This is a genomic window from Cellulomonas oligotrophica, from assembly GCF_013409875.1.
GTDB classification, from domain to species: domain Bacteria; phylum Actinomycetota; class Actinomycetes; order Actinomycetales; family Cellulomonadaceae; genus Cellulomonas; species Cellulomonas oligotrophica.
On the sequence record NZ_JACCBK010000001.1, the window covers coordinates 1,739,388 to 1,765,658 of the forward strand.

16 protein-coding genes are annotated in these 26,271 nt (G+C 74.7%); 7 read left to right on the top strand and 9 right to left on the bottom strand.

Going from position 1 to position 26,271, the window contains the following annotated elements:
• Positions 1-25: 25 nt before the first annotated feature.
• Positions 26-3,700 (top strand): glycosyl hydrolase 115 family protein, encoded by a 3,675-nt coding sequence (locus BKA21_RS07685; protein ID WP_140457684.1) that lies wholly within the window; start codon positions 26-28, stop codon positions 3,698-3,700.
• 9 nt (positions 3,701-3,709) lie between these two features.
• Here BKA21_RS07685 and BKA21_RS07690 read toward each other — a convergent pair whose 3' ends face one another.
• Both BKA21_RS07690 and BKA21_RS07695 read right to left on the bottom strand, forming a co-directional pair.
• Positions 3,710-4,627, bottom strand: coding sequence for a hypothetical protein (locus BKA21_RS07690; protein ID WP_179625336.1), 918 nt, complete (start codon positions 4,625-4,627; stop codon positions 3,710-3,712).
• A 23-nt stretch (positions 4,628-4,650) separates the two neighbouring features.
• The gene (locus BKA21_RS07695) at positions 4,651-5,658 is read right to left on the bottom strand and encodes a hypothetical protein (RefSeq protein WP_140457686.1); all 1,008 of its coding nucleotides are present in this window, start codon (positions 5,656-5,658) and stop codon (positions 4,651-4,653) included.
• Positions 5,659-5,890: 232 nt separating this feature from the next.
• Here BKA21_RS07695 and BKA21_RS07700 point away from each other — a divergent pair, with 232 nt between their 5' ends.
• Positions 5,891-8,179: a rhamnogalacturonan lyase family protein gene (locus BKA21_RS07700; protein WP_140458383.1), complete on the top strand. Its 2,289-nt coding sequence runs from the start codon at positions 5,891-5,893 to the stop codon at positions 8,177-8,179.
• Between the two features lie 77 nt (positions 8,180-8,256).
• Here BKA21_RS07700 and BKA21_RS07705 read toward each other — a convergent pair whose 3' ends face one another.
• A complete protein-coding gene (locus tag BKA21_RS07705; protein WP_140458384.1) occupies positions 8,257-9,501 on the bottom strand; it encodes a Gfo/Idh/MocA family protein in 1,245 nt (414 codons plus the stop codon).
• A 23-nt stretch (positions 9,502-9,524) separates the two neighbouring features.
• On the bottom strand, positions 9,525-11,642 hold the full coding sequence (locus tag BKA21_RS07710; RefSeq protein WP_275406351.1) for a DUF6807 family protein: 2,118 nt from the start codon (positions 11,640-11,642) through the stop codon (positions 9,525-9,527).
• Between the two features lie 220 nt (positions 11,643-11,862).
• Here BKA21_RS07710 and BKA21_RS07715 point away from each other — a divergent pair, with 220 nt between their 5' ends.
• The 3 genes from BKA21_RS07715 to BKA21_RS07725 all read left to right on the top strand — a co-directional run bounded on the left by BKA21_RS07715 (position 11,863) and on the right by BKA21_RS07725 (position 15,141).
• Positions 11,863-12,807, top strand: coding sequence for a carbohydrate ABC transporter permease (locus BKA21_RS07715; RefSeq protein ID WP_140457688.1), 945 nt, complete (start codon positions 11,863-11,865; stop codon positions 12,805-12,807).
• On the top strand, positions 12,800-13,756 hold the full coding sequence (locus BKA21_RS07720; protein WP_140457689.1) for an ABC transporter permease subunit: 957 nt from the start codon (positions 12,800-12,802) through the stop codon (positions 13,754-13,756). Before BKA21_RS07715 ends, BKA21_RS07720 begins: the two co-directional genes overlap by 8 nt.
• A 62-nt stretch (positions 13,757-13,818) precedes the next feature.
• Positions 13,819-15,141: an ABC transporter substrate-binding protein gene (locus BKA21_RS07725; RefSeq protein WP_140457690.1), complete on the top strand. Its 1,323-nt coding sequence runs from the start codon at positions 13,819-13,821 to the stop codon at positions 15,139-15,141.
• A gap of 87 nt (positions 15,142-15,228) precedes the next feature.
• On the opposite strand, the gene BKA21_RS07730 is transcribed toward BKA21_RS07725, so the two are convergent.
• Together BKA21_RS07730 and BKA21_RS19945 are read right to left on the bottom strand one after the other, a co-directional pair.
• A complete protein-coding gene (locus tag BKA21_RS07730) occupies positions 15,229-15,495 on the bottom strand; it encodes a YrhB domain-containing protein (protein WP_170208915.1) in 267 nt (88 codons plus the stop codon).
• 214 nt (positions 15,496-15,709) lie between these two features.
• A complete protein-coding gene (locus tag BKA21_RS19945) occupies positions 15,710-21,532 on the bottom strand; it encodes a rhamnogalacturonan lyase family protein (RefSeq protein ID WP_275406350.1) in 5,823 nt (1,940 codons plus the stop codon).
• Positions 21,533-21,767: 235 nt separating this feature from the next.
• On the opposite strand from BKA21_RS19945, the gene BKA21_RS07740 reads away from it, so the two are divergent.
• Positions 21,768-22,913, top strand: a complete 1,146-nt coding sequence (locus BKA21_RS07740; RefSeq protein WP_140457692.1) for a ricin-type beta-trefoil lectin domain protein — start codon at positions 21,768-21,770, stop codon at positions 22,911-22,913.
• 70 nt (positions 22,914-22,983) lie between these two features.
• Here the strand turns inward: BKA21_RS07740 and BKA21_RS07745 are convergent, their stop codons facing one another.
• Together BKA21_RS07745 and BKA21_RS07750 are read right to left on the bottom strand one after the other, a co-directional pair.
• Entirely contained in the window at positions 22,984-24,450 is a 1,467-nt protein-coding gene (locus BKA21_RS07745) for a pectinesterase family protein (RefSeq protein ID WP_140457693.1), read from the bottom strand.
• Between the two features lie 113 nt (positions 24,451-24,563).
• Positions 24,564-25,025 (bottom strand): redoxin domain-containing protein, encoded by a 462-nt coding sequence (locus BKA21_RS07750; protein WP_140457694.1) that lies wholly within the window; start codon positions 25,023-25,025, stop codon positions 24,564-24,566.
• 127 nt (positions 25,026-25,152) lie between these two features.
• On the opposite strand from BKA21_RS07750, the gene BKA21_RS07755 reads away from it, so the two are divergent.
• Positions 25,153-25,632: a MarR family winged helix-turn-helix transcriptional regulator gene (locus BKA21_RS07755; RefSeq protein ID WP_140457695.1), complete on the top strand. Its 480-nt coding sequence runs from the start codon at positions 25,153-25,155 to the stop codon at positions 25,630-25,632.
• On the opposite strand, the gene BKA21_RS07760 is transcribed toward BKA21_RS07755, so the two are convergent.
• Positions 25,619-26,248: a hypothetical protein gene (locus tag BKA21_RS07760; protein ID WP_140457696.1), complete on the bottom strand. Its 630-nt coding sequence runs from the start codon at positions 26,246-26,248 to the stop codon at positions 25,619-25,621. The genes BKA21_RS07755 and BKA21_RS07760 overlap by 14 nt on opposite strands.
• Positions 26,249-26,271: the final 23 nt, after the last annotated feature.

A 26,271-nucleotide genomic window follows, 5' to 3' on the forward strand; every position in this document is an offset into this window, starting at 1 on the left:
ACGCCCCGGACGAAGGAGTCCCCGCGTGCCCCGTCTGCCCCGCCTGCTGCCCACCACCGACGGCGTGCGCGTCGCCGCCCCCGGCCGCCGCACCCACGTGGCCGTCGACGCGGCCGAGACCCCGGCCGTGCACCTGGCCGTGGACGACCTGCTCGCCGACGTCGCCCGCGTCGCGGGCGTCGCGACCACCCGCACCGCGGGCGTCGCCGGGGCGCAGGTCGTCGTCGGGACGCTCGGCACCAGCGCGCTCGTCGACGGCGCCGCCGACCTGCTCGACCTGGCCCCGCTGCGCACCCCGGACGGCGCGGCCCGCTGGGAGGCGTACACGCTGCAGGTCGCCGACGGGCGGCTGTGGGTCGTCGGCGCCGACCGCCGCGGCACCGTCTACGGCGTGTACGCGCTGTGCGAGGCCATGGGCGTCTCGCCGTGGCACTGGTGGGCCGACGTCCCCGTGCGCCGGCGCCCGCACGTGACCGTGCCGCCCGACCTGCACGTGGCCGACCACCCGTCGGTGCGGTACCGCGGGATCTTCCTCAACGACGAGGAGCAGCTCGAGGCGTGGGCGCGCCGGCACACCGACGACGGCACGATCGGCCCGGCCACCTACGCCCGCGTCTACGAGCTGCTGCTGCGGCTGGGCGGCAACTACCTGTGGCCCGCGATGCACGTCAACGCGTTCAACGCCGACCCGGAGAACGGCCGGCTGGCGCACGAGCGCGGCGTCGTCGTGGGCACCAGCCACTGCGACATGCTGCTGCGCTCCAACCAGCACGAGTGGGAGCCGTGGGCCGCCGCGCACGGCGGAGAGCTCGCCTACGACTGGTCGGTGCCGGGCCGCAACCGCGAGATGCTCCGCGAGTACTGGCGCGGCAGCGTGCGGCAGAACGCGGGCTACGAGGTGACGTGGACCCTCGGCATGCGGGGCATCCACGACTCGGGGTTCGAGACCGCGCACGTCGACGCCGACACGCGCCTGTCGGAGCCGGAGAAGCACCGCGCCCGCCTGCGGCTGCTCCAGGACGTCGTGGGCGCGCAGCGCGACGTGCTCGCCGAGGTGCTCGGGCCGGCGCGCGCCGCCGACGCCCCGCAGGTCTTCGTGCCGTACAAGGAGGTCCTGCCGCTCTACGACGACGGGCTGGCGATCCCCGACGACGTGACGCTGCTGTGGTCCGACGACTCGTTCGGCCACGTGCGCCGCTTCCCGACCCCCGCGGAGCGCGCACGTCCCGGCGGGCACGGCCTGTACTTCCACTCCTCGTACTGGTCGCCGCCGCCGCGCAGCTACCTGTTCGTCTCGTCGATGCCGCTCGCGCACGTGCGGCGCGAGCTGCGCCGCTCCTGGGACGCGGGCATCCGTGAGGTCTGGGTCGACAACGTCGGGGCGCTCAAGCCCCTGGAGCAGGACGTCGAGCACTTCCTGCGGTACGCGTGGGACGTCGGGCACGAGGCCGCCGGCGAGGACCGGCCCACCACGGACCCCCGCACCTGGACCGCCGCGTGGGTGGACCGGGACGTCAGCGGCGGGTACGGGGAGCGGGTCGCCGCCCTGCTGGAGGAGTGGGCGCAGGTCACCGACGTGCGCAAGGTCGAGCACCTGTCCTCGCGCGCGTTCGACCAGACGGCGTGGGGCGACGAGGCGGCCCGGCGCGTGGCCGCGCTGCACCGGCTGTCCGCGCAGGTGGCGCAGGTGCACGCGGCGCTGCCGGCCGACGAGCAGGACGCGTTCGTGCAGCTCGTCGCGTTCAAGGTCTGGGCGTCCGCGCTGTTCGCGGCGCAGTTCGCGCACGCGGACCGGTCGCTGCTGGCGCACGACCAGGGCCGGTGGCGCGCCGCCGACCACCACCTGGCGCTGTCGCGGGCGTTCGACGCGCACAAGCGCACGCTGCTGCACTTCTACGACCGGGTCATGGTGGGCGGCCGGTGGCGGGACCTGGTCACCCCCGAGCGCTTCCCTCCTCCGCCGATGGCGCTGTTCCCCGCGGCGCGGCCGGCGCTGCGCGTCGGCGCCCCGGAGCTCGTCGTCGTGGTGTGGGGCGACCCCGGTCCCGTCGACGCGCCCCGGCTGACGTTCGCCCCGCACGCCGGGAGGCAGCGGTGGCTCGACGTGGGCAACGCCGGCTCCGGCACGCTCGACGTCGAGATCACCTCCGACGCGCCGTGGGTGCGTCCGGGCTGGACGGGTGGCCCGCTGGACGTCGAGCGGCGGGTCGCGGTGCACGTCGACGACGCTGCCGCGCACGTGGGCGAGCGGGCGACGCTGACCGTGCGGACCCGGCACGACGGGCGGCACGTCGACGTGGTCGTCGAGGTCCTCGACGTGCCCGCACCGCCGCCCGGCTGGGACGGGTGGCTCGAGGCCGACGGCGCCCTCAGCCTGCCCGCGGCCGAGGCCGACGAGCGCCACGACGGCACCACGACCCGGTGGCAGGACGTGCCGGGACTGGGACGCGGCGGCGGGGCGCTCGCCGAGGTGCGCCGCACGGGCGGCCCGCACGGCGCGACGACCACGGCCCCCGCCGACGCCCCCGCGGACGACCTGGCCGACCCGGCCGCGCTCGTCTTCCACGTCCATCTCGTGACACCCGGCGCGCACGAGGTCGAGCTGCACCGCATGCCCTCGCTGGACTCCACCGGACGCGTCCGGGTGGCGGTGCAGGTCGACGACCACCCGCCCGTCGTCCTGGAGTCCCCGACGACCGACGAGCACCGCGGCACGTGGGAGACCGCGGTCGTCGAGCACGTCGAGCGGCTGCGCACGACGCTGCCGTGGCTCGGGGCCGGCCCCCACGTGCTGCGGGTGCTGGCCGTCGACCCGGGGGTGGGCCTGCACCGGGTGGTCGTGCACACCGACCCGCCCGTCCCCGCACGCCGGCGCACCGCGCTCGGCCCGCCGACCAGCGCCCGGACCGACCGACCCGCACCCGTGCCACCCGACCCCGACCCGCTGGCGACCGCCGAGGCGGAGCTCGCCCGCCTCGACGCGTTCGCGCGCGACGTGCTGCGCACCGACCCGGCGGACGTGCCGCCGCACCCCGTCGTCTACGTCGGCCGGGAGATGTGGACGGGCCCCACGACGTTCACGCCCAACGAGACCGTGGAGCAGGACGCGCTCGGCCCCGCCCGGTACGCCCCCGGGGCCGACGGCGGCCACGACCGGCTCGCCGCGCTGCCCCGCGGCCCGGTCGTCGAGCACGACGGCGCCCTGGCCGTCGACGTCGCGCGGGCGCTGCGCGGCACCGCGGACGCGTGGACGACCCCGAGCCTGGACGCCCCGCGCACCGGCTGGGTGCAGACGCAGTCCGAGACCGACGGCGGCACGGGCCTGGCCCTGCACGTGGACGCCCCCGGACGGGAGTGGGTCGACCCGCACGAGGCGCCCGGCGTGCACGTGCGGGTGCGCACCGACGGCGGCCGGTTCGCGGTGTGGGCGCTGGTGAAGTACGACCACGACCGCGACGACGCGTGCTGGCTCGCGCTCGACGGCACCCCGCAGCCGGCGTCGGAGCAGCTGTCCGGCGGCGACCTGTTCACCTTCGGCACCGCGCAGGTGTGGGTGTGGGCGCTGCTCACGGACCTCGACGTGCCGCCGGGCGAGCACGTGCTCTCGGTGCTCGCCCGGCGCGCGGGCCTGCGCGTGGACCGCCTCTGGCTCACCCGCGACGAGCGCCGCCCGCCCCCGGACGCCGCCTGGCCGGTGTGAGCGGCGCCGTCAGGCGCACGTCCCCGTCCTGACGCCTGCCACGTCCACGACGCCGACGCGCACGTCGTCCTCGCACCGCAGGTCGCCGCCCACCACGACCTGGTCCACGGCGACCAGCCGACCGGCGTCGACGACGCGCAGGTCGCCGCCGACCGTGACGACGTGCCCCTCGGGCGGGTCGAGGCCCTCGAGCGGGTGGCCCGGGGGCGGCTCGAAGTACCCGAAGCAGGAGTTCTCCGCGTGCGGCGCCGTGCCCACGTGCAGGCGCCCGCCGACGGAGCGCACGACGAGGTCCTCCGCGACGGTCGTGCCGCACACGCTGCTGGTCCCGCGCTCGGAGAACGTCAGCCCCCGGCCCAGGTCGGACCACGAGACGTCCACCGTGGCGTTGCGGAGCACGGGCAGGTTCACCCAGCCGCCGATGCGGCTGCCCGTCACGAGCGTGCGGGACGTGGTCGTCACGTTGACCGCGCCGTCGACCTCCGCCTCGAGGAAGGTCAGCGAGCCGCGGCCACGCACGTCGCCGCGGACCGTCGACACGTGCGCGTCCAGGGCGGCGTGGACGGGGTCCGTCTGCGCCCAGCCGTCGAGCCACACGTCGCCCTCGACCGTCGACCAGGCGAAGAACGCGTATCCCGAGGTCAGGACGTCGCCGAGCACCGAGCTCTGCCGCACCTCGGCCGACCCGCCGGGGTCGACGAGCAGGTCGCCGTGGACCGCGACCTTCGTCAGACGGCACGTCGCACCCGCCGGCACGAGCACGTCCGCGTAGATCTGCTGCCGGGCGACCCGCGTGCCGTCCTCGCACACGAACCGCCCGCCCGGTGCGGGCGCGGCCACCGCCGCACCGGCCGGCGCGAGGACCAGGGCGACGACGAGGAGGACCGCCCGGAGCACCCCGCGCACGCCACCGGTGCCGCCGCGCACGCCCTGCCTGCCCGGCGCCCGCGTCACCGGCATCCCCCGGTGCGGGTGCCGCCCGCCGTGACGAGTCCCGCCGTCACACCGCGGTCCGGGCACAGCAGGTCGCCGGCGACGTGCACGTGGTGCAGGTGCAGGTCGGTCCCGTCGCCGACGACGCGCAGGGTGCCGCCGACGGTCGTCCGCATCTGCTCCGGCGGGTCCTCCCCCGCGCGCGGGTGGCCGGGCGGGGGACCGACGGATCCCCACGCGGGGCACGACCCGTGCCCCGCGGGGAACGCACCGACTGCGACGTACCCGCGGACGTCGCGCAGCACGAGGTCGCCCGCCACGTCCGTCCCGCAGACGTCGTGACCGGTGCCGCGCTTGATCGTCAGTCCGCTGCGCAGGTCCGACCAGCGGATGCCGACGCCGATGCCCGGCGCCGCCGGCACGTTGACCCAGCCGTCGAACCGTGAGTCCTCGAGCCTCATGTCGAGCGCGACAGCCGTGACGTTGAAGCTGCCCACCACGTGGACGCCGTACAGGTCCACCGCACCACGTCCGTGGACGCGCCCCAGGAACGTGGCGCTGCCTCCTTCGAGGTACGCCGCCCAGACGCGTGGGAGGTCGGGAGCGTCGACGTGCACGTCGCCGTGGAACGTCGCCCTGCTGACTGCCATGCTGCCCCGCACGTGCACGGAGCCGAGCACCGCGCTGCGCTCCACCATGAGCCAGCCCTGGGGGTCGACGCGGACGTCGCCCTCGACCGTGACGCGGTGCAGCCGGCAGCTCCCGCCCTCGGGCACCACGATCCCGCCGCGCACCCGCCGGTCGCTGACGACCTGCTCGTCCAGCACGCCGCCCGGCGCGGGGACGCCGGCGCAGACCAGCGGGGCGGGCTCGGCCGCCGACGGCGCGGCGCCGAGGGGCGTCACCAGGGCCGCGGTCAGCGCGAGCGCCAGGAGACGGCGGGCGGGCCGCGAGCGCCCCGGCGGCGCCCCGCTCGCGCGCACGGCGCCGGTGGCCACGGTCGACGGACGGATGCGGATCGGCACGGCTCCCCCTGCGCGCGCGGTGACATCGTCCCGACGAGCATCGCACGGGCCGGTGCCGCACGACGATGCCCCGGGGCACCCGTCGGGCGGACGGCGATCGTGAGAATCGTTTCATACCGGTCACGTGCCGCCTGTGCGCCGCCTAGGTTCGCCCCGGGCGCGGTGCCCCTCGCACCGCGCGGCCCGCCCATCGCGCACCGGTGCGCGGGCACCCGGGAGAAGGGGATCGATGATGAGAGCCAAGCGGACGACGAGCGCGCTGCTGGCGACGCTCGCCGTGGCGACCGTGGGCGTGGCGCTGGCGCCACCGGCGTCGGCGGCCGTCGCGTGCCGCGCCACGTACACCGTCGGCAGCACGTGGCCGGGCGGGTTCGGCGCCGAGGTCAGGGTCGACAACCTCGGCGACGCGCTGAACGGCTGGACGCTGACCTGGACGTACGCGACCGGCCAGCAGGTCACGCAGGCGTGGAACGGCACCGCGACGCAGTCCGGGACGGCAGTGACGGTCCGCAACGCGGGCTGGAACGGGTCCGTGGCGGCCGGCGGGTCGTTCTCCGTCGGGTTCAACGGCACCTACACCGGCAGCAACCCGACGCCGACGTCGTTCGCCGTCAACGGCACGACCTGCACGGGCGCGACGACGCCCACCACCACCCCGTCGGCGACCCCGTCGCCCACGCCGACGCGCACCGCGACCCCGACCGCGTCGCCGACGCCCACCGCGAGCGCGACCCCCACGGTGGCGCCGACTCCCACCCCCACGGCCCCGACTGCGGTCCCGACGACCCCGACCACGGGCGCCAAGCAGCTCGAGGACCTGGACCGCGGGCTGATCTCGGTCCGCTCGGGCAGCGGCAACCTCGTGCAGTGGCGCCTGCTGGGCTACGAGGCGCGGACCACCGGGTTCCACGTGTACCGCGACGGCACGCGCGTGACGTCGTCGCCGGTCACGGGCTCGACGAACTACCTCGACGCGGGTGCGGCGGCGTCCGCGCGGTACACGGTCCGCGCGGTGGTGAACGGCGCCGAGCAGGCCGCGTCGGCCGCGTCGCTGAACTTCACGGCCGGGTACCTCGACGTGCCTGTCTCGCGGCCGTCGGCGGACCACGTCATCAACGACGGCTCCGTGGGTGACCTCGACGGCGACGGCGACCTCGACTACGTGGTCAAGTGGGACCCGACCAACGCGAAGGACAACAGCCAGTCCGGCGTGACGGGCAACGTGTACCTCGACGCGTACCGGATCGACGGCACACGGCTGTGGCGGATCGACCTGGGCCCGAACATCCGGGCCGGGGCGCACTACACGCAGTTCCAGGTCTACGACTACGACGGCGACGGCAAGGCCGAGGTCGCGGTGAAGACGGCTGACGGGACGCGGTCCGGCACGGGCCAGGTCATCGGCAGCGCGACGGCCGTGCACCGCAACTCCGCGGGGTACGTGCTGTCCGGGCCGGAGTACTTCACCGTGTTCAAGGGCGACACCGGCGCGATCGGTGCGACGACGGACTACGTGCCGCCGCGCGGCACGGTCAGCAGCTGGGGCGACTCGTACGGCAACCGGGTCGACCGGTTCCTCGCGGGCACGGCGTACCTCGACGGGCAGCGGCCGTCGATCGTCATGGCGCGCGGGTACTACACGCGGGCCGTGGTCGTGGCATGGGACTACCGCGACGGGGCGCTGACGCGGCGGTGGACGTTCGACTCGAACAGCTCGGGCAACAGCGCGTACGCGGGCCAGGGCAACCACTCGCTGTCGATCGCGGACGTCGACGCGGACGGCAAGGACGAGATCCTCTACGGCTCGGCCGCGATCGACGACCAGGGCCGCGGCCTGTGGTCCAACGGCACGGGGCACGGCGACGCGGGCCACGCGGGCGACCTCGTCCCGTCGCGCCCGGGCCTGGAGTACTTCAAGCCCACGGAGTCGACGAACCAGCCGAACATGTGGATGGCCGACGCCCGCACGGGCCAGATCCTGTGGAAGACGGCCTCGGGCGCGGACAACGGCCGCGGCGTCGCCGGTGACATCTGGGCGGGCAGCGCCGGGGCGGAGGCGTGGTCGTCGGCGGACGCCGACCTGCGCAACGGCGCCACGGGTGCCGCGGTCGGCCGCAAGCCGTCGTCGACGAACTTCCTCGTCTGGTGGGACGGCGACCCGGTGCGTGAGCTGCTCGACCAGACGCGCGTCGACAAGTACGGGCCGTCGGGCGACACCCGCCTGCTGACCGGCGCCTCGGTGCGGTCGAACAACAGCACGAAGGCCACGCCGGTGCTGTCCGGCGACATCCTCGGCGACTGGCGCGAGGAGGTCGTCTGGGCGCGGACCGACGAGGCGGCGCTGCGGATCTACGCGACGCCGACGGCGACCACGTACCGGGTGCCCACGCTCCTGCACGACCCGATGTACCGGGTCGCGGTCGCGTGGCAGAACACGGCGTACAACCAGCCGCCGCACCCGTCGTTCGCGCTCGGCGACCCGTTCGTGGCCCCGCCGCAGCAGAGCATCTACGTCCGCTGACGCACCGACGGGGTGCCCGCCGGCGTGCGGGCACCCCGTCGGGGGTCGCGGCCGCGGGAGACACGGCCGCGCCCGGGTCAGCCGACGGCGGCCCGGTCGGGCTCGGCCGCGGCCGTCGGGAGGGGGGCCACCCACGGCGCCCCCAGGGTGCGGAACGTGGCGCCCTCGTCCGCGACGCGCGCGCACCAGGCCTCGACGTCGGCGACGACGGGGTGCGCGTCGGCGCCCTCCCCCACCCAGCGGACCTGCTCGGGCCGGACGGGCGTGGGGTCGGGTGCGGTGCGCACGGCCTCGAGGACCCGCATGAACGCGCCGGTGGACGCGACGTCGCAGCGCAGCCGCGCGTGCGGGTCGTGGCGGGCGTCGAGCAGGTCGGCGAGCAGGTCGCGCCGGGACGTGCGCACGCTGCGCGAGCCGCGCGGGCTGCGCACGTCGAGCTCGTCGTGCTCGTAGCGCAGCACGGCCTCGCCGGCGGTCCCGCGCACCAGGACGCGGGCGGGCGAGCGCTCCGGCGCGCACAGGGTCAGCCCGGCGGCCACCCGACGGCCGTTCGTCGTGGTCACGACGACCGAGGACGTGTCGTCGGCCTCGATGTCGTGGGCGTGGTGCAGGTCCACCTCCACGTCGGCGACGTGCTCGGCCAGGGTCGCGCCCGCCACGGCCAGCGCGGTGGCGACCGCGTGCGCGAGCGGGTTGGTGACGACGCCGTCGACGACGGGGACGTCGCCCATCGTGCGCCGTCCCGCCCAGGCCGCCCGCGCGTAGTAGGCGCGCGTGCGCACCCAGGTGCCGACCGCCCCGACGGTGGTGACCTCGCCCAGCTCGCCGGACGCGACGAGGTGCGCGAGCTCGGTGACGGCGCCCGAGCCGAACGTCTGGAAGCCGACCTGGCAGCGCCGGCCGGTGGCGCGCACGACGTCGACGAGCTGCTCGTGCTCGTCGAGGGTCGCCACGGTCGGCTTCTCCAGCAGCACGTCGCACCCGGCGCGCAGGGCGGCGGACGCGAGGGCGAGGTGCGTGTGGATGGGCGTGGCGAGCACGACGACGTCGGGGCGCGCGGCGCCGAGCAGCGCGTCGAGGTCCGGGAACCAGGCGGTGCCCGGCGGGACCAGCGGCTCGACCGTGGCGGTGCCCGGACCCACGGGGCCGTCGGGACGGGTCAGCGCGGTGCCCTCGACCGGCCGGGGGTCGACGACCGCCGCGAGGCGCGCGTGCCCCGTGGCGGTCAGCGCGCGCACCGTCCGCAGGTGCGAGGCGCCGTGGCCGTGCACGCCGACCACCGCGACGGTGGCCGGCCTGTGCCGGTCGGCGGTGGTGCGCACGGTGCCCGGCGCTCCCACCGCCCTCACGCCTCCCAGGCGCGGACCGCGAGCGCGGCGGCCTCGTCGGCGTCGAGGGCCCGGTCGACCAGCACCGCGGCGAGCCCGGCCGCCAGGGTGCCGCCGGCGGGGACCAGGGCGGGCGCGTCCCACGCGAGCGCCGGCCCGGCGCCGGGGTACTCGGCGACGCGCACGAACCAGGGACGCACCTGCGCGGGCGGCTGCACGAGCACCAGGGTGGTCGACGCGAGGCCGCGGCGCTGCACGAACGCCAGCCACGGCGAGGTGCTGCCGTGCACGGCGGCCTCCCCGGCGAGCCCGTCGCCGAGGACGGCGGTGGTGTCCGCGGCGGCCAGCCGCCAGAACAGGCCCCCGTACCCGGCCTGCGGGCGGCCGTTGGTGGCGGGGCTCTCGACGCGCAGGTCGCCGTGCTCGGCGTGCAGCGTCGAGCTCCAGCGCAGCACCCACGCCGCGGCGTCGGTCCAGGCGGCGGCGCCGAGCGTGCGCTCCTCGCGCAGGAGGTCCGCGCCGCGCTCGTCGAGCCAGGCGATCTCCTCGGCGAGCGTGCCGGCGTCGGCCCGGCGCGAGCGCGGGACCTGGCGGCCGTGGTTGGGCAGCAGCGTCGGGCCCTCGTCGCGCAGGAACGTGCGCCCGCCCCAGTAGGAGGTGCCGTTGACCACGGGCACGGCGAACGACATGCCGTAGTGGTGGCGGTGGTCGACGGGGCTCAGGTCGGTGACGGACGTGCCCGCGGCCGTGTGCACGGGGTGCAGGTACGGGCGCGGGGAGTGCACGGGCGGCAGGTCGGCGCCGGTGGCGTAGCGGACGAGCGGCACACCCGGCGCGGTCGCGTCGTCGGCGACGCGCCCCACGAGCTCGGCCGCCGGCACGTCGTCGCCGTCGGCCGCGTCGAGGACCCACCGCACGTCGACCAGCGGGACGACGTCCGCGGGCGCCGCGCCGGCCGTGTCGCGCCGCGCGAGGCGCACCGACGGGGGCACGGGCCCGGAGCTGGCGCGGACGGCGAGCGTGGGCGCGATGGGGGCGGGGTCGGGCATCGGGTCACCTCCGGTGAGGCCGGGCTGCAGGTGCGCCCAGGCGAGCCGGCCGAGGTCCACCTGCGGCACGGCGGCGGTCGTCAGGGACGGGGTCGCGAACCGGGCGAGCTCGATGTCGTCGAACCCGACGATCGACACGTCGCCGGGCACGGCGACGCCGAGCTCGTTGAGGCGGGCGAGCAGGCCGAACGCGACGAGGTCGTTGTAGGCGACGACGGCCGTGGCGCGGGACGCGAGCACGTCGGCCGCGGCGGCGTACCCCGCGTCGACGCTGGCGCCCGCCGGCATCTCCGACAGCCGCACGCCCTCGCGGTGCGCGGCCGCGACGCGCAGCGCCTCGAGCCGGCGCCGGTGCGAGGCGCTCTCGGGCGGGCCCGCCAGGTACAGCAGGTGCCGGTGCCCGAGGCCCACGAGGTGGTCGACGATCTGCGCGACGCCGTCGGCGTAGTCGATCTCGAGCGTCGGGGTCGCACCGTCGGGGGCGCGGTTGACGAGCACGGCGGGGCGCAGCTGGGGCAGCAGGGCACGCAGGGCGCGCTCGGGCATGCGGGGGCTGACCAGCACGATCGCGTCGCAGCGCAGGCGGGCGTCGAGCACGACGGTCTGCTCGTCGTCGACGTGCTCGGCGGTGTCGGCCACGAGCACGCGGTACCCGGCGTCGCCCGCGGCGGCGGCGACGCCGCGCAGCACCTGCTGGAACATCGGGTTGGCCAGGTCGGGGACGACCACGGCGACGGTCTCGGTGCGGCCGAGCGACAGGCTGCGGGCCACGTTGCTGGGCCGGTACGCCAGGCGGTCGGCGGCCTCGCGGACGCGGGCGGCCAGGTCGGCGTCGACGGTGTCGCGCCCGTTCATGACGCGCGAGACGGTGGCGCGCGAGACGCCCGCCGCGTCGGCGACCTCGGCGATCGTGGCCGTGGTCCGTCGCGGGCGGGTGCGCTCGGGCCGCTCGGCGGGCGCCGGGCGGTCGACGGGCGCGGGGCGCAGGGCGGTCGTGGTGCCGGCGTCGGGGGTGGTGCCGGCAGGGGCCGCGAGCGCGGCGTCGAGCGCCGCGGTTCCGGGGTGCTGGGGCCGTTGGTGGGACAACCTGCGTGCCTCCTGCGTGGTCCGGCGGGCCTTCAGGCCGCACGTCGTCGTGCCGGCGCCCGTCCCGCTCCGCTGGGGACAGTACACCATCAGAAACCGGTTCCCACGGACCCCACCACGTGCTAGCGTCAGCCGGCGGGAACCGGTTTCTTGTCCAGTTCTCCTTGCAGCCCCGTGCGACGACGCGCGGGGCACGCCGAGCACGAAGAGGTGATCGACGATGTCCGTGGTGTCCGAGCTGCGTCGCACGACGCGCTCCGGCCCGTCAGGCTCGTCCGCGCGCAGCCCCTTGCGGCGCGGGGACGGCAAGGCAGCGGCCGTGTTCCTCGCCCCGTGGTTCCTGGGGCTCGCCGTCATCACCATCGGGCCCATGCTGGCCTCGGCGTACCTGGCGTTCACCGACTACTCGCTGCTGGCCCCGCCGCAGTGGGTCGGCCTGGAGAACTTCGCCCGGCTGATCGAGGACGCGCGCCTGCACAACGCGCTGCGCGTGACCTTCACGTACATGGTCACCGGCGTCCCGCTGCAGCTCGCCGCCGCGCTGGGGCTGGCCATGCTGCTCGACCGCGGCATGCGCGGCCTGGCGTTCTACCGGTCGATCTTCTACCTGCCGTCGCTGCTCGGCGGCTCGGTGGCCATCGCGATCCTGTGGCGCCAGCTCTTCGGCGTCGAGGGCCTGGTCAACGCGTTCCTCGGGCTGTTCGGCATCGAGGGCCGCGGCTGGGTCTCCGACCCCGACACCGCGCTGTGGACCCTGGTGATCCTGCACGTGTGGACGTTCGGCTCGCCGATGATCATCTTCCTCGCCGGCCTGCGGCAGATCCCCGAGATGTACTACGAGGCCGCGTCGATCGACGGCGCCGGCCGGGTCCGGCAGTTCTTCCACATCACGCTGCCGCTGCTCACGCCGATCCTCTTCTTCAACCTCGTGCTGCAGGTCATCGGCGCGTTCCAGTCGTTCACGCAGGCCTTCGTCGTCTCCGGTGGCACCGGCGGACCGGCGGACTCGACCATGTTCTACACGCTGTACCTCTACCAGAAGGGGTTCACCGACTACGACATGGGCTACGCGTCGGCGCTGGCCTGGCTGCTCGTGCTGATCGTCGCGGCGCTGACCGCGATCAACTTCCTCACCTCGAAGTTCTGGGTCTTCTACGATGACTGAGGTCCACGTGCGCACCGATCCCGCCACCACCGCCCACCGCGCCGTCGGCCCCGCCGACCTCGCCGCCCGCACCCGGGCGCTCGCCGACGCCCAGCCCCCGCGCCCGCAGCGCAACCCCTGGCCCGAGCGGATCCGGTCGGTCAGCAAGCACATCGGCCTCAGCGCCCTGGCCGTGCTGATGCTCTACCCGCTGATCTGGCTCCTCGTGAGCTCGTTCAAGCCGACCGAGCTGATCTTCCGCGACGTGTCGATCATCCCGACGCAGATCGACATGACGAACTACACCGAGGGCTGGAACGCGCTGCCGCACTCCTTCGGCACGTACATGACGAACTCGGCGATCATCGTGCTCGGGGCCCTCGTCGGGAACCTGATCGCGTGCTCGATGGCCGCGTACGCGTTCGCCCGCCTGGAGTTCCGGGGCCGGCGCCTGTGGTTCTCGATCATGCTGATGTCGATCATGCTGCCGATCCACGTGCTGATCGTCCCGCAGTACGTGCTGTTCTCCCAGCTCGGATGGATCAACACGTTCCTGCCGCTGATCGTGCCCAAGCTCCTCGCCACCGACGCGTTCTTCGTGTTCCTCATGGTGCAGTTCTTCCGCGGCATCCCCCGCGAGCTCGACGAGGCCGCGCGCCTCGACGGCTGCGGCCACGGGCGCATCTACCTGCGGATCATGCTGCCGCTGGCCACCCCGGCCCTCGCCACCACCGCGATCTTCACGTTCATCTGGACGTGGAACGACTTCTTCAGCCAGCTGATCTTCCTCACCCGGCCCGACATGTACACCGCGCCCGTCGCGCTGCGCACGTTCCTCGACTCCACGGGCCAGAGCTCGTGGGGGCCGATGTTCGCCATGTCCATCGTCTCGATCATCCCCGTCTTCCTGGCCTTCCTGTTCGGCCAGAAGTACCTGGTCAAGGGCATCGCCACGACCGGCATCAAGTAGCACCCCGCTCCACCTTCTGCACGTGAGAAGACAACGTCGTCCTGATCACCCCAAGGAGAGACATGCGCACCCCTCACCCCCGCCGCCCGCGCTCCGCGGCACCCCTGCGCGCGGCAGCGCTCCTCGCGGCGGGCGCCCTCGCCCTGACCGCCTGCTCGGGCAGCAGCGGCGGAGCCGACGAGACCGTCGACCCGGACGCCCCCGTCGAGATCCGCTGGTCCTGGTGGGGCTCGGACACCCGTCACGAGCTCACGCAGGAGGTCATCGACGCGTTCGAGGCCAAGCACCCGAACATCACGGTCGTGCCCGACTACACCGACTGGGACAGCTACTTCGACAAGCTGTCCGTCTCGGTGGCCGGCGGTGACGCCCCCGACGTCATCACCCAGGAGGAGCGGTACCTCGCCGACTACGCGTCGCGCGGCGTGCTGGCCGACCTGTCCGAGCTCGACATCGACACGTCGCTGATCGACGAGAACATCCTCACCTCCGGCACCCTCGACGACTCCCTGTACGGCCTGGCCACCGGCGTCAACGTGTACGCCGTCGTCGCCGACCCGCAGGCGTTCGCCGACGCGGGCGTCGAGATGCCCGACGACACGACGTGGACGTGGCAGGACTACGTCGACATCGCCAACCAGATCTCGACCAACAGCGGCGGGGCCATCCGCGGCGCCCAGGACTACGGCTTCAACGAGCCCGGGTTCTCGATCTTCGCCCGCCAGCAGGGCCAGTCCCTGTACACCGCCGACGGCGAGCTCGGCTTCGACACCGCGACGCTGGCGCAGTGGTGGCAGCACTCCCTCGACCTGCAGGCCGGCGGCGGCACCCCCGACGCCGCGACCACGGTCGAGGTCAACGCCGCGGGCCCCGAGCAGTCCCTGATCGGCACCAACAAGGGCGCGATGGCGTGGTTCTGGTCCAACCAGCTGACCGCCATCACCAGCGCCTCGGGCCGCGACCTGGAGCTGCTGCGCGTGCCCGGCGAGTCGGAGTTCGACCGCACCGGCATGTACTTCAAGCCGGCCATGTACTACTCGGTCTCGCAGCAGTCCGAGCACCCCGAGGCCGCGGCCCTGCTCGTCGACTTCCTCGTCAACGACCCGGCGGCCGGCGAGATCCTGCTCTCCGACCGCGGCCTGCCCGCCAACACCGAGGTCCGCGCCGCCGTGCAGGACAAGTTCGAGGACACCGACAAGAAGGCCGCCGAGTTCCTCACCGACCTCGAGGACGAGATCGTCGACGGCCCCGCGGTCCCGCCCGTCGGCGCCGGCTCGGTCGCCGAGATCATCGCCCGCATGACCACCGAGGTGCTCTTCGCCCGCCTCACCCCGCAGGAGGCCGCCGAGCAGTTCGTCTCCGAGGTCGAGTCCGCCATCGGCTGACCCGCACCCCCTGCACCACCCCGCTCGACGAGAGGCCCGGCCACCTGGCCGGGCCTCTCGCACGTCGTCGGCCGGCCGCCCGCGCGGTCACCCCTCCCGCCGCTGGTCGGCCACCGGCGTCGCCGACCCCGCGAGGTACGGCGGCCCCCCGTCGAGCGGCACCACCACCGGCCCGTTGCCCACGAGCGAGGCCATGACGTCACCGGTCTCGGCCCAGCGCCGGGTGTTGTACCCGAACACCCACGCCCCGGGGAGCCGCTCGCACCCCATGACGACCACCTCCTGGGCGTGGCGCAGCCGAACGGTGGCGTCGAGGAACACCTGCGCCGCCTCGTACGCGTCCTGAAAGATCACGCCGCTCCCTCCACCACCCCTGACCAGCCGCCCGACAGGCTCGCACACCTGCCGACGAACGGGCTCCTGCTCGCGCCCCGGGGCTCAGGACCGCGAGCCAGGTCCCGTTCACTCCGCGCCGAGGCCGTGTCCGCGCCGACTTCGGGGGCTGGCGGGAGGCCGGACATGGCGAGGCCCAGGGGTGGTGCCCCTGGGCCTCGTCGTGGGGGTGCGGTCAGCGGACCGTCACGCGGATCTCCCGGCTCGACGTCGTGCCGGCCGCGTTCTCCAGCTCGGCGCGGTACACGTGCACGCCGGGGGCGCGGCCCTCCAGCGGGGTCGTCGCCCGCTGGGCGTTGCGGCCGTCCGGCTCCAGGGCCTGGGTGTCGACGAGCTCACCGTCCTCGTAGAGGCGGTACACGGTGGCGTTGGTGCCCCACCACATGTTCATCGTCACCGTGTAGTCCCCGTCACGGTCCCAGTTGTCGTGCGAGAGGACCGGCCGGCCCGGAGCGGCCTGGTCGACCACCACCCGCAGCTCGCGCGTCGTCGTCGACCCGTGCTGGTTGGTCAGCACCGCGGTGTAGACGTAGGTGCCGTCGCGGCGGCCGTCGATGCCGAACGTGACCTGCTGGGCGTTCGGCGTGGCGTCCACGACGTCCTGCGCCGCGACCTCCTCGCCGTCCTCGAGCAGCACCACCCGCTGGGCGTTCTGGCCCCACCAGAGGTTCACCGCGACGTCGTAGCTGCCGTCGCCGTCCCCGTTGTCGTGCGACAGCTGGGCCCTGCCGGGGGCCGCCGTGGCAGGGCCGGGCACGCGCTCGCCCGGGCCCGGGTCGGTGCCCGTGTACGCGATCGACGGTGCGGCCGGCGCCTGCATGCCCTCGCCGAGGAAGTACGACGTGTGCGGCGGCTGGTTGTACGACGTGTTCTGCCACGCGACGCCGAGGCGGTACACCGGGTCGGACTGCAGCGTGCGCAGCCGGTGGTCGGTGAGGTCCACGGTCGTGGCGATGCGCAGGGCCGACGAGTCGTCCAGGCGCGTGACGATCTCCTCGCGCCAGTCCCCGAAGAGGTCCGCCTGGAGCGACGGGTTGCCCTTGGTGTCGTTGACCGTGAGCGTGCCGGTGGCCCGGTACAGCTCGACCTCCTGCTGCGCCTCCCAGTCCCACTTGGAGATGGTCGGCACGCCCGTGCGGGTCGCGTCGGTCCACGCGTGGTCGGTGATCTCGCGCAGGAGGTCGCCGTCCCACCAGGTGACGAAGTTCGCCGCGGGGATCGCGTCGCCGATGCGCTCGCCGGACGCCGCGGTCATCGTGCCGGAGCGGGCGTTCCACGCCCCGCCGTCGGAGATGTTCCACGCCTCGGCGCCGGGGAACCTCGGGTCGACGTCGGCCGAGGCGCCGCGGCCGGTGTCCTTCGTCCCGTCGACCTTCCACAGGATCTCCCCCGTGGCCGCGTCACGGAACGAGGCGATGATCCCGCCGTTGGCGCCCGGGCCCTCGTGCACCGCGAACACCTCCAGCCCCTCGCGGGACGGGTCCAGGTCGGACACGTGCAGCGCGTCGCCGTGCCCGAGCCCGGTCGAGTACAGTGGCCCGCCGTCGTCGTCGACCGTCATGGAGCCGAAGACGATCTCGTCCTTCTGGTCGCCGTCGACGTCCGCCACGGACATCTGGTGGTTGCCCTGGTGGGCGTAGTCGTCGCCGACCTCGTCGGAGTCGAACACCCACCGCAGGCTCAGCGCGTCTCCGTCGAAGTCGTACGCCGCCAGGACGGTGCGGGTGTAGTAGCCGCGCGAGAAGACCACCGACGGGTGCTCCCCGTCGAGGTATGCGACGCCCGCCAGGAACCGGTCGACCCGGTTGCCGTAGGTGTCGCCCCATGCGCCGACGTCCCCGCGCGGCGGGGTGTAGTCCACCGTGTCGAGGGCCGCGCCGGTCGCCCCGGCGAACACCGTGAGGTACTCCGGCCCGGTCAGCACGTAGCCGCCGGAGTTGCGGTGGTCGGCGCGCGCGTCGCCGATCACCGTGCCCGCGCCGTCGACCGTGCCGTCCGCGGTCTTCATGGTGACCTCGGCGCGGCCGTCGCCGTCCAGGTCGTACACCTGGAGCTGCGTGTAGTGCGCGCCGGCGCGGATGTTGCGGCCCATGTCGATGCGCCACAGCCGCGTGCCGTCGAGCTCGTACGCGTCGACGTAGACCGTGCCGGTGTACCCGCCCTGCGAGTTGTCCTTCGCGTTGGACGGGTCCCACTTGAGGACGATCTCGTACTGCCCGTCGCCGTCGAGGTCGCCGACGCTCGCGTCACCGGCCCGGTACGTGTAGGGCTGACCGTCCTTGGTGTACGCGTCCGCCGGCTTGTCGAGCGGCACGTCGAGGTGCTGGGCGTCCCAGACCTCGACGTCGCCGGTGACCCAGCTCTCGATCCCGGACACCACGGAGCTGATGCGGTAGGTCGCGTCCGCGGTGCCGTCGGCGTCGAGCACGTTGGTCGAGCCCGTGACGGGCTCGTCGGTGATCCGCTCGCCGTCGCGGTACACGTGGAACGCGATCGTGTCGGGGTCCAGGCCCAGCATCCGCCAGCCCACGTACACCCCGCCGTCCGTGGCCACCGCGACAGGCGACCGGTCGAGGCGCTCGGCCTGGCGGACCAGCGTCGTGACCGCCTCGGACGACGTGGTCGCCGACCGGGCGGACACCCCGCCCGCGTTCACCGCGGCCACCTGGTAGTGGTACGCGATCGTGGTCAGCACGTCGGTGTCGGCGTACGCAGCGTCGGGCGCCCGGCCGACCAGCACGTACGGCCCGCCGAGGGTCTCGCTGCGGTACACGTGGTAGAACAGCGCGCCGTCGACCGGCTGCCACGCGAGCTCGACGAGGTTCTTCTCGGTCGTGACGACCTCGACGCCCGTGGGCGCGTCGGTCACCGGGACGTCCGCGTCGGCCGTGACGACCTCCAGGGCGTCGGTGGGCACGGACTCGACGCCCGAGGGGTCGAGCGCGACCACGTGGTAGGAGTACGTCAGGCCGACGTCGGCGGTGGTGTCGACGTACGACGTGCCGTCGACGTCGCCGAGCGCGACCGGCGCGCCCTGGCCCGCGGCCTGCCGGTACACCCGGTAGCCCGCGGCGTCGTCCGTGCCCGTCCACGCGAGCTCGACCTCGACGTCGGCGCCGTCGATCCGCACGTCCGCGAGGGTCAGGTCGGTCGGCGCGAGCAGCAGCGGCGTGATCTCGATGCCGTTGAGCCGCGACGACGAGCCCGTCATGACGAGCGTGAGCTGCCCGTCGGTGACCGGCACGGGCTGGCTGACCTTCTCCGAGACCCCGCCCGCCCCGGCGTTCGAGGCGCCGTAGTCCTTGCCCTCGATCTGCACGTTGGACCGGCTGGTGCCGATCCAGTCGCCGTTGTACGTCTTCACCGCGTACGTGCCCGGCGGGACGTCGACGACGAACTGGTGCGTCGGCCCCGGCAGCAGGAAGTCGCGCTGGAGGGCGTTCGGCGGGGTCGTGAAGTTCACGCCGCGGTCCCGGCCGCCGATCCCCGTCGGGTCGAGCCAGCCCCAGCCCTGCTCGGGCGTGTACCGGCTGTTCTGGTTGACCTCCGTGTACCCGGGCATCACCGGCGCACCGGCGATCTGCACGTCGAACCGGAACAGCGCGGCCCGGGTGGTGACGCGCACCGCCTCGGACGGCTCGGAGTCGCCGCGGCCGTTGACCGCCACGACGCGCAGGTCGTACGACGCGCCCTCCGTCAGGCCCGTGACGGCGGCCTGCGGGATCGTCGACGTCGTGACGAGCGCCCAGCCGTCGTCGCCGGCGGACGCGTCCTTGCGGAACACCTTGTAGACGTCGGCACCGTCGACCGGGGCCCACGTCAGCTGCGCACCGGCGTTGGAGACGCTGCCGGCCACCAGGTCCGTCGGGCGGGCCGGCACGTCGGCCGGCGGCTCGACGTCGACGACCTCGTCCGCGAGCGGCACGTCGAGCGCACGGACGTCCGTGGCCACGAGGCGGGCGAGCTGGATCGCGCCGTACTCCTGGAAGTGCGTGTCGTCGACCGTGCCGTTCGGACGGTTGGCGTACACCCCGGCCGGCACGTGCAGGAAGACGCTCTTCGCAGCCTCGGGGCCGATCTCGTCGAGGTAGGCCCGGCTCGACGCCGACAGGTCGACCAGCGGCGTGCCTGTCTCGGCCGCGAGCGCGCTCGCCTGCTGCACGTAGTCCGGGAACGAGACGTTGAACTTCCCGGTCGTGGCGTCGAACGACCGCCGCGAGACGGGCGTCACCAGCACCGGCGTGGCGCCGCGCTGCGTGGCGCCCTCGACGAAGGTGCGCAGGTAGTTGCGGTAGTCGGCCGGGGCCGCGTACCGGTCGTCCACGCCGTAGGAGTTGTCGTTGTGGCCGAACTGCACGAACAGGTAGTCGCCGGGCCGGATCTGCCGCAGCACCTCGTCGAGGCGTCCCTGGCTGATGAAGTTCTTCGACGACCGACCCCCGATGGCCTTGTTCTCGACCGTGACGTCGTCGCTGAGGAACCGCTCGACCATCTGGCCCCAGCCGGCCTGCGGCACGTAGTCGGCCGTGTACGTCTGCACGGTGGAGTCGCCCGTGATCCACACGGTCGGCTCGGCGCCTGCGCCGCGGTCGGACTTCTTCGTGATGACGAGCTGGTTGAGCTTGGGCGCGGTGCCGCCGAGCTCGAGGTTGAGCTGGCCGTCGACGAGCGCGATCTCGAGCTGCATCTCCAGGTACTGGCCCGCGGTGCGCGCGGTCTGCTGGACCTTGACCATCTGCTCGGCGGTCAGCGAGATGTCGGTGCCCTCGGTCGCGTCGCCCGCGATGAGGCCGACGGTGTAGTCGCCGTTCGGCAGGTCGACGACGAGCTCGGTGTCGCCGACGGTGACGAAGTCGGAGCGCACGGCGTCGTCGCCGCCCCGGTCGGTGGCGGTGACCTGGTCGACGTCGACGAAGCCGTAGCGGTGCTCGGCGTCGTAGGCGCTGGTCGCGTCGAGGCGCAGCGCCCCGGGTGCGAGCGCGCCGGACCCGAGGTCGAAGGTCAGCACACCGCTGTCGGGCAGCGTGGGTGCGGTGCCCTCGCCGGCGAGGCTGCTCACGGTCGGGGCCGACGGGGCGGAGTCGCCGTCGGTGGCCGTGGTGCGCACGCGGTAGAAGTGCGGCACGGTCGTGTCGACGTCCGCGTCGGTGGTGAACACGTCGCGGCCCGTGAGGCGGGCGACCTGCTCCCAGTCGCCGTCGACGGCGTCGGCGCGCTCGACGACGTAGCCGGTGGCGCCGGCGACCTCGTTCCAGCGCAGCGAGACCGCACCGGGCACGACGCGCGCCATGCGCACGGACTGCGGGGCGGGCAGGGAGCCGACGGGCTCGGGGTCGGTGGTGGGCTCCGTGGTGGGCTCGGTGGTCGGCTCGGGGGTCGGCTCCGCGGTGGGCTCGGCCGTGGGCTCCGCGGTCGGGTCGGGCGTGGGCTCCTCGTCCGGGTCGGGCGCGACGGCGGTGACGACGAGGGCGTTGACGTAGGCCCCGACGCCGGAGCCCGTGAAGCCGACGGTGAGCTGCCCGTCCGCGACGGTGGTGCGCCAGGTCTCGCTGACGACGGCCTGCCGCGTGGCCAGGCTGCCGGCTGCCGTCCCCTCCAGCGTGACGTTGGTGCGCGTGCTGCTCGTGCCGGCGAGCGTGTCGCCCGACCACACGGTCACGTCGTACGTGCCGTCGGGCACGTCGAGGAGGAACGCGAAGCCGGTGCCGAGCACGAAGTCCTTGCCCCGGGCGTCGTCGCCGCCCCGGTCGCGCGAGGCGAGGGTGACGCCGTCGGCGGGCTGCAGGCCGAAGCCGGTGGCCGCGTCGTAGCGGGTGCTCTCGGTGACCTGGGTGTGACCGTCGGCGACCGCGCTGGTGGCGGTCCCGAGGTCGTAGCTCCAGGTGGTGGGCTCGTCGGCGGCGGCCGCGGGGGCCAGTCCGGCGACGAGCAGGGCGAGCACCGCCGCGGGGGCGGGTGCGCGCAGGGCCGCACGGGCGGCCGGGTGGGATCGGCTCATGGTCACCTTCGTCGTCTCGTCGTTGAGGCGTACGCGCCGCAGGGCGCACCGGCGGTCCCGTCCCCGACATCGGGTGTGAATCGATTCATGACGCCGGGACCGTGCGGCTCTGACATTCCTACCGGACGCACGTCGCCCGCGTCGAGAGTTTCGGGAAAACGCTCGCCGGAGACCGGGTGGACGTCCGGGTGCATGAGGCACCCGCCGGTGGGAAGGTGGCGGACGGGGGTGCGCGATGGGCGACGGGACCGCACGCCGGCTGCTCGACCCGCGGTCCGCCGACCTCGGGTTCGCCAACCGGTTCACCAACACGGTCCTCGACCTGCCCGGAGATCGTGCCGTCCGTACCGCCGGGCGCTGCGGCGGCATCAGCGCCGTCGTGCTCGACCACCGCACCGCCGACGTGCCCGTCCCCCGCTGGGACGCCCGACTCTTCGCCCCCGCGCACGTCCCGCCCGACGGCCACCTGCTCGCCGACGCGGTGCTGACCCGCCAGCTCGACTCCTTCGCCACGCCCTCCGCCGTGCGCTTCCTCACCTGGTCGGCGCTGCCCGACACGGACCTCGGCCCGGTCGCCGGCGTCCGCCGCCGGACCCGGCACGAGCTCGACCGCGCCGTCGCGATGCTCGACGCCGGCCGGCCCGTCGTCCTCGGCCTCGTCTCCGCCCGCAGCCCCGTGCGGGCCGGCGACAACCACCAGGTCGTCACCTACGGCCACCTGCGCCGCCACGGGCGCACCGTGCTGCTCCTCGCGGACAGCAACTCCCCCGGCCGCGAGGTCGAGCTGGACGAGACGCCGCAGGGCTGGCAGGCGTCGAACGGCGCGCGGTGGCGCGGGTTCTTCGTGCACCGGTGGGCGCCGCACCCGCCACCGCCCGTGCCGACCCCGTCCCGGCACGCGTCCCGCCGCGTCGACGGACCGGTGGGGCTGCTGCACGTGACGAGCGGACGGGCGCTGCGCGCGGCGAGCACCCGGTCGAGCCGCACGGCCCACGGTGCGGGCCACAACGCCCCCGACGCCGCCGTCCTCGACGTCCGGCTCACCGGCGGCGACCGCTGGCAGGTCGACGCGGCGACCGGCGACGGCCCGGTCCACGTGCGGCACGCGACGACGGGGCGCGCGCTCGTGGCCGGGACCGGGGGCCAGGTCCGCCTGCACGCCGACGCGCCCGCCACCTGGCGCCTCGAGGTCGACGGCGGCGGGCCCTGGCGCGAGGGCGACCGTGTCCGCCTCGTCGACGACGGCTCCGGGCGGGCTCTCGGCGCGGTCCGACCCCGCCGGGTCGTCCCCGTGCCCGTGCGGCATCCCGGGCGCCTCGCGCCGCGCCTGGTCGACGCCCGCTCGCCCGACGCGTGGTGGACCGTCGCCGACCTGGCATGACGACGCCGCCGGTGCCCGAGGTCACCGGCGGCGCGTCACGGGCCGCCCCGGCCCACGCCGGGGACGCGGCTCAGCCCACCGGGTTCCAGCCGTCGCTGCCGGCCAGGTACGCCTGCGGCGTGTAGCGCGCCGCGTTCGCGGCCGCGAGCTGCGGACGGTTGGCGCCCGTGCCGGCACCCGGGCCGGTGTTCTTGTACTCGGTGAAGCGCGCGTTCTGCCACACGTTCCCCGACATGTCGGTCCACGGCTGGGCCGTGCGGATCGTGCCGCCCAGCGTGGACTCCCGGAACAGCACCTGCGCGTCCGGGCGCCACGGCCGCCCGAGCGTCGACGCGTTCGTCGCCGCCCCGGTGATCGTCGACTGGTAGAAGAGGAAGCCGTACGCGCGCGTCGCGGGCGTCGACGCCGCCGTGATCGGGCCGCCCGTGGAGCGCTTGGAGTTCACGGTCGTGCGGTGGAACACCGCGACACCGCCGCCGAAGATGAAGTCCACGGTGCCCTCGACGTAGGAGTCCACCACGTAGGTGCGCGCCGTCTCGTTGACCAGGAGCGTGTCCTGGTCGCCCAGCAGCCGCACGTTGCGCAGCACGGCCCGGTCGGCCTTGAGGTGCAGCGCCACGGCCTGCTGCCCCACGGTGCTGGTGGTCTCGACGTAGTCGTTCGCGATCGTCAGGTTCTCGACCTCGACGCCCTTGCCGTCGAGGAACGCGGTGGCGCTGTTGAACGTGCCGTGCGTCGTGGCGGAGTTGCCGTAGACGATGCGCACGTCCGCGGGCGAGGCCCCGAGGCCGCGCAGCGTCACGTTGGTCTTGGTGCTCGGCACGGTCACGACACCGCGGTACGTGCCGGGGGCGACGGTGATGACCGTGCGGGTCGAGCTGTTCGACGGCGCCGCGTCGATCGCCGCCTGGACGGTCCGGTACGTGCCGGTGCCGTCGGTGGCGACGGTCGGCTTCTGCGTCGTCGCCGGCGCGACGGCCGTCGCGGTCCACTGCATGCGGGCGACGTCGGAGCAGGTCTCCTGCTGCACGGCCGCGCCCGAGGTGGTCGAGCCGTCCTTCACCGAGACGCACCGCCCGGTGAGCCGGCTGGCGATCCGGACCTTGCCGGTCGCGTTGGCGGAGGCCGAGAAGCCCCACGCCTGGTTGGCCTTGGACGTGCCGCACGCCCACTGCACGAGCTGGACGCCCGACGTCGTGGTGCTGCCGGGCACGTCCGCGCAGGCCTTCGACGCGACGTTGACCATCCGCACCGCGCTGCCCTGCGCCTCGAGCCGCCACTGCTGGCGGGCGGCACCGGTGACGCAGCTCGCCGAGACCAGCAGGGCGCCCGACGCGGTCGAGCCGCCGGCGACCTCGAGGCACCTGTCCGACGCCACCGAGCGCAGCACGTACGTGCCGCCGGCCGCGGGCAGGTCGGCCGCGTGCGCGGCGGTGGTCGGGACGACGAGACCGGCGGCCGTCAGCGCGAGCGCGACGAGGCCGGCGCGCCACGACGGACGGCGTCGTCCGCGTGACGGGGTGGGCTGTGCAGGCACGGGTGCACCTTCCGCGAGGGGGTGGGACGCCTCAGGGTGGCGGCGCGCACCCGTGCCTGACAACGATGAAGGGATTCACCTCACGCAACTCTCATGGCCCTGCCACGGGCCTCTCATGCCCGCCCGTCGGACGCCCGGAGCGCGGCACGCAGCTCGGCCTCGTCGAAGCTGCGCAGCGGGACGGCCGCGCCGCGCCGGTACGCGACCGTGCCGTCGGCCTCGACCAGGAAGACGCCGCTGTGCTGCAGCGCGAGGAAGGTGCCGAGCCCGACCTCGGCGTGCGCGGTGCCGCTGGCCCGCACGGCGGGTGCGCCCGGGTGCCGGCGGGCCACGACCGCCGCCTCCTCCGGGCCGCCCGGCACGACCAGCACGAGCGCCCGGTCGCCGAGCTCGCCGGCGTCCCGCATCGCGACGAGCGCCCGGGCGTGCGACGCGCAGACCGGGCAGCCGGCGGAACGGTGGAAGTACACGACCGCGCCCTGCCCGCCGCGCAGCGCGTGCAGGGTGCCCGTGCCGCCGTCGGGCGCCTGGAGGGCGAGGTCGGGCATCGGTGCGTCGGTGAGGGTCTGGTCCACGGAGCTCTCCTGACGTCGGCGGGTCTACAGTGGGCAACCCGATTGCTCATATCGTCAACCACATTGCCTAGATCGTCAACCGCATTGCTCATCGGCGTCGAGAGCGCCCGGACCACGGAGGTACCCGATGGACGTCGGCCAGGCCCTGCGCGCGCTCGCCGAGGCGTCCGCCGACGACGTGGGGCGCCTGCTGCTGCACGCGTCCCGCGCCGTGACCGGCGCCGTCCTCGTCGAGCTGCACGCGCGCGGGTACGACGACGTGCGCCCGTCCCACGCCGCGGTGGTCGCCCAGCTCGACGAGGACGGCACCCACATGGCCGAGCTCGCCCGCCGCACCGGCACCACCCGGCAGGCCGTCGCCGCGAGCGTGCGCGACCTCGTCGCGGGCGGGTACGTCACCACCGCCGCCGACCCCGCCGACGCGCGCGCGAGCATCGTCCGGCTCACACCCCGCGGCGCCGACCTGTGCCACGCCGCAGCCGGCGTGCTGCACCAGGGCACCGCCACCTGGGGGCAGGCGCTCGACGACGACGGCCTCGCCCACCTGCGCAGCCAGCTCGCCCGCCTCGCCGCCGCCGCGGACACCCCAACGGTCAGGGGATCGTGAGGGTCTCCGTCGTCGTCTCCCGGAGCCCGGCGAGCGACTCCCAAGCACCGTTGAAGAGGAACCCGCAGCCGTCGGTCGGCCACTGCACGCGCACCGCGCGACCGTCGGCGTCGACGAGGTAGAGCTGCGGCTGGTACTCGAACATCGCCACGCACGCCTGGCCGGGCCACGCCCTCTCGCCCGGCCGACGGAGCTGGTCGAGCAACGGCCCCAGGTCGCCGTCGAGGCGCACGACGTCGATCGTCACGCCCGGCTCGGGATCCGTCGTGCCCCCGCCGTCCGGCGTCGCCGTGCCCGCCTCCCCCGGTGCGGTCGGGGCCGGAGCGGGGGCCGGCTGCTCGACGACCGCAGCGGACGGGCGGCACTCGACCGCCGCCACCGGCTCGAAGTCGTCCGGGACGGCACCGGCCTGCGGCCCCGGCGGCAGGCCACCGTCGCCCGGGCCCATGCCGTAGCCGTCGAGCGTCGCCCGCACGGCGCAGTCGGCGGCGTCCACGACATCAGCGGCCGGTGCGGCGCCCGGCCCCAGCGCCCCCGCGCAGCCGGAGAGCACGAGCACGGTCGGCACCAGCAGGGCGGGGGCAGCGGCGCGGGCCGGTCGTGGCGACGTCCTCATGCCCTCATCGTGTCGCGGGCCGC